Raw genomic sequence first — 10,127 nt, 5'->3', positions numbered from 1 at the left:
GGTATTCTGTACTTGAATCCGTACTTTATTACCTCGCTTGCGCTACATTGACATCTCTTTTAAGAACTTATTCGGCTACAAACCTCGCGGCGGCCTTTTTATTTCGTTAAACTTTAAAACTAATTCCGAAAGTCTTTATCGTCTTTCCTCATTCGTTGTTCGTTTATTTCAATCTTTTTTATCCCTTCCCGGCATCCGCCGTTCCGATTTTCTTTCCCCTTCGTTTTCGCTTGGGAGTGCAAAGGTAGGAATCTTTTCTAAACTTCCAAATAAAATAATTTTTTATTTTTTAGCCTCTCTTTTCTCCCTAATCCCGCTTTTCAATTCTTTCCCGCTCCTTCCGAACCGGGTTGCAAAGGTAACATCTTTTCCCCTTCCACACAAGAAATATTTTAAAATAATTCTAAAACCCTTTCCTCAACTTTTCAACCTTTTCCCTTCCTCCGAAGCGGGTTGCAAAAGTAGAAAAAAATCCATTCCATACCAAACAATCTGCCGTATTTCACAACAACATTAACGTAAGTGTATGATTTACACTAAGAAAAAATTGCAAATCAGCTTATTCATTGCTGTGGTGTTAATGAAATGATGCAGTTCTTAGGTTTGAGCAGGAAAGCCGAACCTTCATATTTGCAGGGAAAGAAGTGAGGTAAACCCGAGCTTAATGGAAAACCCGCAAGCCGAGGAACGAGGCGAGGATTTGAAATGGAGGGCGGGACTAACCCATAACAGCAGCACAAGCCCCTGCTTTTCTAAAAAATTAATACTGACCAGTACTTAATAAAACCAATGTACAGGCTTCTATGGGCTCGATGCCATGAGCATCCAGTAGTTTTTCCAACTCGTAATTTTCGGTACCCGGATTAAAAATAACGCGTTTTGGCTTGGTATCTAAAATATAATCGTGATAATTCGCCTGCAAATCCGGACCTATATATAAAGTAATGGTATCGATATCGTTATGAATTTCGGCTGGTTTTTCGATTTCAACGCCGGCAACTTCACCACGCTTAATACCAACGTTAACAATTTCATGATTGAAGCGTGTTAACATGTGTGCCGCTTTATATGCGTATCGTGACGGATCGGGAGATGCCCCAATGATAAGTGTCTTTTTCATAAATTAAAATTTTGAGAGGATGGCGATTTGTCCGGAATGGTAAGAATGGTGCTGAACCAAACCATTTAACAATTCTGACTTTGTAACGCCTGTTCCTAAAGCGGGATTTCGTTCATCATTAGTTGCATCGTGCCATTGATTCGCATTAACGTTTTCACAAATACGTATCAATTCTTCGTTTGCAATTTTAAAGTTGAAGATAATTTTTTCCCAGGCCTGTGGATTTTTTTCCTGAACAGCCGGCCAATCGCCCATTGCCGGTTCGGCTGCTAAATTGCCGCTTAAGCGTGATGATACTTCCTCTGTCCAGCTTGTTAAGTGCAAAGCAATTTCGGCGATGGAATGGGCATCCGGAATAAAATGTTGAAATGCTTTTTCGGGCGCTACATTATTTAATGTTTGCATAACATGGTTGCCATACCAGGCATCTCCGTTAAAAGCTTTCTTAATTTCGTTAACTACATTAAACATATTTAAACAACAATGGCTTTAAAATTATGTTTGCTATTTTGCCGAAAGGATTGCATTGGCGCAATTGATTCCGTCGATCGCTGCAGAAACAATTCCACCTGCATACCCCGCACCTTCAGCACATGGGTATAAACCTTTAACCTGAGGATGCTGAAAAGTTTCTTTGTCTCTTGGAATTCGAACAGGAGAAGATGTCCTGCTTTCTACACCAACCAGAATGGCTTCATTTGTATAGTAGCCTCTTATCTTTTTTCCAAATAAAGGCAGGGCTGCTCTTAAACTATCGGATACAAAATTGGGTAAAATATTATCAAGCATTACACTTTTTGTTCCAGGCAGGTATGAATTTTTCGGCAAATCGATAGACAATTTATTATTTACGAAATCCATCATCCGCTGTGCAGGCGCTACTAAATTTCCACCACCCGCTTCAAAGGCAAGCTTTTCGATTTCTGACTGGAAATTCAGCATTCGTAAAGGGTCATAGCCCTGCACATCATTTAAAGTAACCTGAACAACAGTACCCGAGTTTGCGAAAGGATTATTCCTTTTGGATGGCGACCAACCATTTACCACAATTTCGTTTTCGCCGGTTGCGCATGGTGCAATAATTCCGCCAGGACACATGCAAAAAGAAAACACACCGCGACTGCCAACTTGTTCTACCAAACTGTAATACGCCGGCGGTAAAAATTCAGACCGGATATCGCAGTGGTATTGTGCTGAATCGATAATTTCCTGGGGATGTTCGATACGGACACCCAAAGCAAAAGGCTTTGCCTCTATTAAAATATTTTTTTGGTGAAGCAATTCATATACATCTCTCGCGGAATGACCGGTGGCAAGAATTAGGTTTTCAGCAAAAAGTTTATCTTCAAAATTAATTTCGATACCTTTTATTTTGCCGAATTCAATTAAAATATCGGTCATCTGTCTATCGAACATCACTTCTCCTCCGGCATTTAATATCGTATCTTTAATAGACGTGATAATGTGCGGGAGTTTATTTGTGCCGATATGCGGGCGGGCATCGACAGCAATATCCGGTTCGGCACCATGGTTTACGAAAACCTGCAATACCTTATTTATATCACCACGTTTATTAGACCGGGTATATAATTTTCCATCAGAGTAAGTTCCTGCCCCACCTTCGCCATAACAGTAATTGGATTCGGTATTTACAACACCTTGCTTATTGATAGCGGCTAAATCGCGGCGTCGTTGCTTCACATCTTTACCACGCTCTATAATAATTGGCTTTAAACCGTTTTCAATACATTGCAATGCGGCGAATAAGCCTGCTGGCCCTGCCCCAATAATTAGTACAGGTTTCGCATCACTGACATTTTGATAGTTTATTGCGTATACCTGCGGTGTTGGTTCCTCATTGATAAAAACTTTAACCTGCAACCTAAAAATAACTTTTCTTGATCGGGCATCAATTGAACGCTTTAAGATTTCATAGCCCGTTATTTGCTTTAAAGGGATGTTTAGCGCATCAGCTAATTTTTGATTGATAACTTCGGTCTGCTCAACCTGATGCGGGAGCAATGTGATTTCGATATCTTTTTGCATACAACTTGTCAGGTTTTTATCCTGAATTGTAACAAAGGTACAGATTTTGATATCTTATTAGTAAATTGACAATAATTCAATTTGACTTAAAAACAAAACCATAAAAATGAAAAGATTAGTATTTGGAATTTTAGCTGCTGTAATTGCAGTTAGCACTTTAAGTTCATGCGGATACAATAGCATGGTTAAGCTTGATGAAAATGTAAAATCGAAATGGGGAACTGTTCAAACCCAATATCAAAGACGGGCAGATTTGATTCCGAATTTGGTTAGCACTGTTAAAGGTGCGGCTAAATTTGAGCAGGGAACGCTAACTGCTGTTGTTGAAGCCCGTGCAAAAGCCACTCAGATGACGGTTAAGGCTGATGATTTAACACCGGAAAATATTCAAAAATACCAGGCGGCACAAGGTCAGTTAAGTCAGGCTTTGGGTAAATTATTATCCATTACAGAAGCCTACCCTGAATTAAGGGCTACGCAGCAATTCAGCGATTTATCTGCTCAGTTAGAAAGCACTGAAAACAGGATTACAGTTGCCCGAAAAGATTTTAATGATGCGGTACAGGAATACAATGGCAAAATCAGATCGTTTCCTACAAACTTAACTGCAGGTATGTTTGGTTTTAAAGCTAAAGGCTATTTCGAAGCTGATGCAACGGCCAAAGATGCACCTAAAGTAGAGTTTTAATATTGGTAATAACATTTAAGGGTAATGGGTGTTTATTTTATTGAACATTTATTACCCTTTTTAATTCATTTAAAATAAGGACATGTCGTTATTTTCAGATATTGAACAAGATAAAATAGCACAGGCAATTGCCAATGCAGAACAGGCAACTTCAGGAGAAATCAGGATTGCAATAGATAAACATTGTGAAGGCGATGCTTTTGAAAAAGCTACTGAATATTTTGCAAAGCTTGATATGGATAAAACGGTTCAGCGCAATGGTGTATTAATTTACCTGGCGCACGCCGATCATAAATTCGCAATTATCGGAGATTCAGGAATCAATAAAGTTGTACCCGATAACTTTTGGGAAACCACTAAAATTGCAATGACCGCTCATTTTGCCAAAGGAAATTTAGCAGACGGTATTATAGCCGGTGTTGCTTTAGCAGGTGAAAAGCTGGCTTTATATTTTCCTTATCAAACCGGAGATATAAATGAATTGCCAAATGATATTATATATATGGATAATAAAGAAAACAAATAAAACGATGAAAAAAATATTTCTTTTATCGTTTTTCAGCTTAATATTTGCTTTTGCATTTGCTCAGGATTTCCCGGCAAAGCCAACAACAATAGTTAATGATTATGCGAACGTTTTATCGGCAAGCCAGAAAGCGGCTCTCGAGCAAAAACTGGTTGCTTTCGATGACTCTTCTTCAACACAGATAGCAATTGCGATTGTAAAATCTGTAGGCGATTATGATGTTAATGAATATGCAGTTGAGCTGGGCAGAAAATGGGGTGTAGGCCAAAGTGGAAAAAACAACGGGATAATGATTGTGGTAGCCGTTGGTGATAGAAAAATTTCCATTCAAACCGGATATGGTGTTGAAGGGGCATTACCAGATATTTACGCAAAACGAATTATCGATAATGATATCAAACCTAATTTTAAAGCGGGTGATTATTATGCAGGCTTAGATGCCGGCACAACTTCCATTATAAAATATACTAAAGGCGAATATAAAAATGATAATCCTCGTGTTTCGGCAAAAAAAGGTGGTTCTGTGAGTGTCCTGGTAATTATTATAATCATCATCGTAGTTATCATAATTATGCGAAAAGGCGGTGGCGGTGGTAACGGCGAAATCATTGGAAGTCGTGGTGCATCGAATGCACTGTTTTGGGCCATGTTATTAGGCGGAAGTGGTCGCGGAGGAAGCGGTGGCAGTAGCTGGGGCGGCGGCGGTTCTTCAGGTGGCGGAGGTGGATTTGGTGGTTTCGGAGGCGGAAGCTTTGGCGGCGGCGGTTCGAGCGGTAGTTGGTAAACCAGGACCAGGATTTTAGGATAAGGCAGGGTTTTCGTTGCTAATAATAGTTGCTAAAATAGTTTTATTGATAATTGTTAAAGTGGTTAATTGTCAATGACCAATTGTTTAATTGCTTCATTGTTAAAATGGCTAACTGTTTAATTGATTGTTAATTGGCTAAGTTATAATTGCCAAAATAGCTTATTTTAATTGATTACCAATTTGTTGGCCAATGGGTCTTTGCTCTTTACCTTACCCCCTTTACTCTTTAATATTGCCCTTGTTCATTATGCCTCAATTTTATAACATTTCAACTTTTAAACATTACAAACCATAATGTACAGAAGAGATTTAATAACTGCAGAAATAGAAAAACTTGCGCAGGTTTTAGCCAGAATAATGGGCTTAAAATTAGAAGGTAAATTAAAAGACGCACAGCAGCTTTTCCAGGAAACCATGGAGGTAAGCTTTGCGCTTCCTTTAGAAATTCTGGAAAACGAAGATGCCGATGCATTTGAGTGCTGGTTAAATGAAAATGATTTACCTTCCGAAAAACTGGATTCACTCAGCGAGTTTTTGTATTATGAGTTGGGTGTAAGCACCGAACGCAATAAAATAATTGCACCCAAACTTAACCTGATTTATAATGCACTTGCTGATAAACATAAAATTGTTCATCTGGTTAATATGCACCGCCAGAAATTAATACAACAATATCTCTAATTTTCAATTATCAGTTCATAATTAACAATATTTAGCATGATTATAGAAAAGTGGCGAAGACTCGCCTCTAAATACCTGGTGCGGGAGAAATGGGCAACTTTACGTGTAGATGAGGTAGAATTACCTGGCGGAATAATTAAAGATGACTATTATGTTTTAGAATATCCAAACTGGGTTAATGCGATTGCCTTAACGGAAGAAGGCAAAATTATAATGGTTCGTCAGTATCGGCATGCTGCAGATATCGTTTCTTTAGAAGTTCCCGGTGGTGTAATCGACGGTTATGAAGAACCTGAATTTGCGATTAAGCGCGAACTCTTGGAGGAAACCGGCTACAGTTTTAAGACCTGTAAACTTGTCGCGGAGCTTTACCCTAACCCGGCAACAGCTAATAATGTTACATATACTTATGTATTAACAGGGGGAACAAAAACTCACGAACAACATTTAGATGATCACGAAATTCTGAATGTAGAAGAATATACCATCGATGAAGTGAAACAATTTATAAAGGATAATAAAATAGCCCAGGCTTTACACGTTGCGGCTTTGCATTATGGATTGGCAGATTTAGAAAAGTAATAAGACGCAGAAACAGGTGTAATAATTAACAAAAGAGAAAGCCTCAGATATTTTATCTGAGGCTTTCTCTTTATATATAAACTAAGCGGGAGATCTAAGGATTAAATTTCTGCTAAAATCTCTTAACTCATTTTTAATTTTTTCTGAATATCGTGAACGTAGGCTTTAAACTTCTTATCTGTATCAATTAAATCTTCTACCGTTTGACAAGCATAAATTACTGTACTGTGATCGCGGCCACCAAAGAAAGCACCAATTGTTTTCAAAGATGATTTTGTATGGCTTTTTGATAAGTACATCGAAATCTGACGGGCTTGTACTATTTCACGTTTACGCGTTTGTGATTTAACCATATCAACAGGGACTTCGAAATACTCGCAAACCAATTTCTGAATGTATTCCATCGAAATCTCCTTTGAAGTATTTTTGATGAAATTTTTAAGCATTTGCTTAGCCAGATTTAAATCGATTTCCTTTTTGTTCAATGTAGCCTGAGCCAATAAAGAAACCATTGCACCTTCAAGTTCACGAACATTATTATCGATATTATGCGCAACGTATTCTACAACTTCACCTGGTAATTCAATACCATCGGCATACATTTTCTTTCTTAAAATGGCAATACGTGTTTCTAAATCAGGAATCTGCAAATCGGCAGAAAGGCCCCATTTAAAACGGCTTAATAAACGTTCTTCCAAGCCTGCTAAATCTTTCGGTGCTTTATCAGATGTTAAAATAACCTGTTTGCCTGATTGATGTAAGTGGTTAAAAATATGGAAGAAGATATCCTGCGTTTTTTCTTTACCGGCAAAGTTGTGCACATCATCCATAATGATAACATCCATTGCCTGATAAAAATTAACAAAATCATTAATTGTATTATTCTTTAATGAGTCAACAAATTGCTGACAGAATTTTTCACAACTTACATAGATAACCAGTTTATCAGGCATACTACGCTTAATCTCGTTACCAATTGCCTGTGCAAGGTGGGTTTTACCCAAACCTACGCCACCGTAAATCATCAATGGATTAAATGATGTACCGCCCGGTTTTGCCGCCACAGCATAACCTGCAGAACGGGCCAAACGATTGCAATCTCCTTCAATATAATTTTCGAAAGTATAATTAGAGTTTAGTTGCGGATCTACGTTTAATTTTTTTAGTCCCGGGATAATGAATGGATTTTTAATATCCTTATTTATGGAAACCGGAATTGGCATAGATTGAACTTTAGCTTCAGCGCCATTTCCGTTTGAAGGCATATTCGTGGTATAAGGACTTCCGCTGTTAGATGATTTATCCACAACGATGTTGTATTCCAACCGGCCATCCTCTCCCAGTTGTTTTTTAACCGTTTTACGTAATAAGCCTACATAGTGTTCTTCAAGCCATTCGTAAAAGAACAAACTTGGTACCTGTATGGTTAAAACCTTACCTTCCAATTTAAGGGCTGTTATTGGCTCGAACCAAGTTTTAAAACTTTGATTCGGGATATTATCCTTAATAATTTGAAGACAGTTCTTCCACACTTCTGTACAAGTTTTTTCCATTGCGATTTCTATAATTTATTGGTTTACAGTGCCGATTCGAGTTTAGAGGATGGTTCGTTTCGGGACTACGAATATTGACAAAATTATCAACATTTGAAACAAAAATTTTAATTATTTTGTAACGTATTCATAAGCAGACCCCTACCATATTTAACCTGAATTTTTAATGTGGATAACTATTTATTAACATTGGTTTTTCACAACAATATTGATTTATGGCCTGTTTAGCCCCCTATTTCAAATCTGACACGCAAAATAAAATTTAAACCAGGCTTCTTTTTGATGAGGTAATTTGCGCTAATTTATTCGCCTACAGGTGAACCGCCTGACGTTAAAGCCTTTAGAAAAAACAAGCAGGCAGCATTGCCTCATTTTTAATTTAACGAACAATAATCATTAGAATATTTACACTTTTAAGGTTTATTATTTATAAACTTAATACGACTAATACTCACCGAAAATATGCCTTAATTCATCTGCAATTTCACCAAGTGTTGCATATTTTTCTACCGCGTTAATAATTAATGGCATTAAATTCGCATCCGTTTTCGCAGCGGATGCAATAGCATCTAAAGCTTGTTTTACTGCAATATTATTTCTTTCTGCTTTTAATTTAGTTAGCTTTTCTGTTTGAAGCTTTCTTATTGAATCATCAATATTAAAAACCTCAGTTATACCTTCTTCTGTTTGCGTAAATTTATTCACCCCGACTGAAATCCTGCTTCCATCTTCTATTTCATTTTGATATTGATAAGCCGAAGATGCGATTTCCTGCTGCATATAATCACTTTCTATTGCATTAACAGAACCACCCATTGCATCTATCTTATCAATATAAGCCCAGGCTGCAAGCTCTATTTCATCTGTAAGGTTTTCTACAAAAAAAGACCCAGCCAAAGGATCAACGGTATCCGTAACGCCACTTTCAAAACCAATAATCTGCTGGGTACGTAAGGCGATTTTTGCCGCAGCTTCTGTTGGCAGGGAAAGTGCTTCATCATAACCGTTTGTATGTAAAGATTGTGTTCCACCTAAAACCGCAGCCATTGCCTGGTTGGTAACCCTGATTACATTGTTTAAAGGTTGCTGGGCAGTTAATGTCGAACCACCGGTCTGGGTATGGAAACGGAGCATCTGGGCTTTTTCATCCGTAGCGCCAAGTTCCTTCGTAATTTTTGCCCACATTCTCCTCGCCGCCCTGAACTTCGCAATCTCTTCGAAAAAATTATTATGGCAATTGAAAAAAAAGGATAATCGTTTAGCGAAAATATTAATGTCTAAACCCTTATCTATCGCTGCTTTCAGATACGTTTTTCCATTAGCCAGTGTAAAGGCTAATTCCTGCACAGCGGTCGAACCTGCTTCGCGAATGTGATATCCTGAAATAGATATTGTATTCCACTTCGGCACTTCTTTACTGCAAAATTCGAAGATATCGGTAATTAACCGCATGGATTGTTTTGGTGGATAAATATAGGTCCCCCTTGCAGCATACTCTTTTAATATGTCATTTTGTATAGTCCCTGAAATCTGCTTTAAATCAGCTCCCTGCTTTTTAGCTAATGCAATGTACATCGCCAATAAAATAGATGCAGTCGCGTTAATTGTCATGGATGTGGTAATATTTTTCAACTCAATTCCATCGAAAAGAATTTCAATATCCCTTAGGGAATCAATTGCAACCCCAACCTTTCCAACTTCCCCATCTGCCATTTCATGGTCTGAATCGTAACCAATTTGTGTAGGCAAATCAAAAGCAACAGATAAACCCGTTGTTCCCTGACTTAATAAGTAGTGATAACGCTTGTTTGATTCTTCCGCGGTCGAAAAACCAGCATATTGCCTCATTGTCCACAGGCGACCGCGATACATATCTTTTTGAATCCCCCTGGTAAATGGAAATTCCCCTGGCTTTTCTTCCATCGGCTTTGCAGCGGTATAAACTTCTTTTATCTCAATGCCCGATGTGGTGGTATATTTTTTTTCGCTCATAATTGTTAGTTCAATGGTTCATTAGTCAATAGTTTATTGGTTCGCCAGTCATTGGCTTTCTATTGATTAACCGTTGAAATTGGTTATTTGATTAACTGCACCACACCTCAACTTTCCAGCAACCAATTCAA

Annotated in this window: 10 protein-coding genes; 5 read left to right on the top strand and 5 right to left on the bottom strand. The window is 38.0% G+C overall.

Annotated elements, in window-relative coordinates; all coding sequences use genetic code 11:
• Positions 1–760: 760 nt before the first annotated feature.
• Genes O0931_RS19965 through O0931_RS19955 form a run of 3 tightly spaced genes read right to left on the bottom strand, consistent with a single transcriptional unit; the run spans position 761 to position 3,166 of the window.
• A complete protein-coding gene (locus O0931_RS19965) occupies positions 761–1,120 on the bottom strand; it encodes a CoA-binding protein (protein WP_269417236.1) in 360 nt (119 codons plus the stop codon).
• A 3-nt stretch (positions 1,121–1,123) separates the two neighbouring features.
• Positions 1,124–1,591, bottom strand: a complete 468-nt coding sequence (locus O0931_RS19960; protein WP_269417235.1) for a DinB family protein — start codon at positions 1,589–1,591, stop codon at positions 1,124–1,126.
• A gap of 33 nt (positions 1,592–1,624) precedes the next feature.
• Positions 1,625–3,166, bottom strand: coding sequence for an NAD(P)/FAD-dependent oxidoreductase (locus O0931_RS19955; RefSeq protein WP_269417234.1), 1,542 nt, complete (start codon positions 3,164–3,166; stop codon positions 1,625–1,627).
• A 106-nt stretch (positions 3,167–3,272) separates the two neighbouring features.
• Between O0931_RS19955 and O0931_RS19950 the strand changes: the two genes are divergently transcribed.
• From O0931_RS19950 to O0931_RS19930, 5 genes are all read left to right on the top strand, one after another.
• Positions 3,273–3,854: a LemA family protein gene (locus tag O0931_RS19950; RefSeq protein WP_187072990.1), complete on the top strand. Its 582-nt coding sequence runs from the start codon at positions 3,273–3,275 to the stop codon at positions 3,852–3,854.
• Between the two features lie 82 nt (positions 3,855–3,936).
• Positions 3,937–4,380 (top strand): TPM domain-containing protein, encoded by a 444-nt coding sequence (locus O0931_RS19945; protein WP_269417233.1) that lies wholly within the window; start codon positions 3,937–3,939, stop codon positions 4,378–4,380.
• A 4-nt stretch (positions 4,381–4,384) separates the two neighbouring features.
• The gene (locus tag O0931_RS19940; protein ID WP_269417232.1) at positions 4,385–5,164 is read left to right on the top strand and encodes a TPM domain-containing protein; all 780 of its coding nucleotides are present in this window, start codon (positions 4,385–4,387) and stop codon (positions 5,162–5,164) included.
• Between the two features lie 318 nt (positions 5,165–5,482).
• A complete protein-coding gene (locus tag O0931_RS19935) occupies positions 5,483–5,869 on the top strand; it encodes a hypothetical protein (protein WP_269417231.1) in 387 nt (128 codons plus the stop codon).
• A gap of 36 nt (positions 5,870–5,905) precedes the next feature.
• The gene (locus tag O0931_RS19930) at positions 5,906–6,451 is read left to right on the top strand and encodes an NUDIX hydrolase (RefSeq protein ID WP_269417230.1); all 546 of its coding nucleotides are present in this window, start codon (positions 5,906–5,908) and stop codon (positions 6,449–6,451) included.
• Between the two features lie 122 nt (positions 6,452–6,573).
• Here O0931_RS19930 and dnaA read toward each other — a convergent pair whose 3' ends face one another.
• Together dnaA and O0931_RS19920 are read right to left on the bottom strand one after the other, a co-directional pair.
• On the bottom strand, positions 6,574–8,004 hold the full coding sequence (gene dnaA, locus O0931_RS19925; RefSeq protein WP_056088409.1) for a chromosomal replication initiator protein DnaA: 1,431 nt from the start codon (positions 8,002–8,004) through the stop codon (positions 6,574–6,576).
• Positions 8,005–8,448: 444 nt separating this feature from the next.
• Entirely contained in the window at positions 8,449–9,996 is a 1,548-nt protein-coding gene (locus tag O0931_RS19920; protein ID WP_269417229.1) for an acyl-CoA mutase large subunit family protein, read from the bottom strand.
• Between the last annotated feature and the right edge of the window lie 131 nt (positions 9,997–10,127).

Origin of the sequence: Pedobacter rhodius, from assembly GCF_027213645.1 — a bacterium.
In the GTDB taxonomy this organism is placed as follows: domain Bacteria; phylum Bacteroidota; class Bacteroidia; order Sphingobacteriales; family Sphingobacteriaceae; genus Pedobacter; species Pedobacter rhodius.
This window is presented reverse-complemented; position numbering and strand designations above follow the sequence as displayed.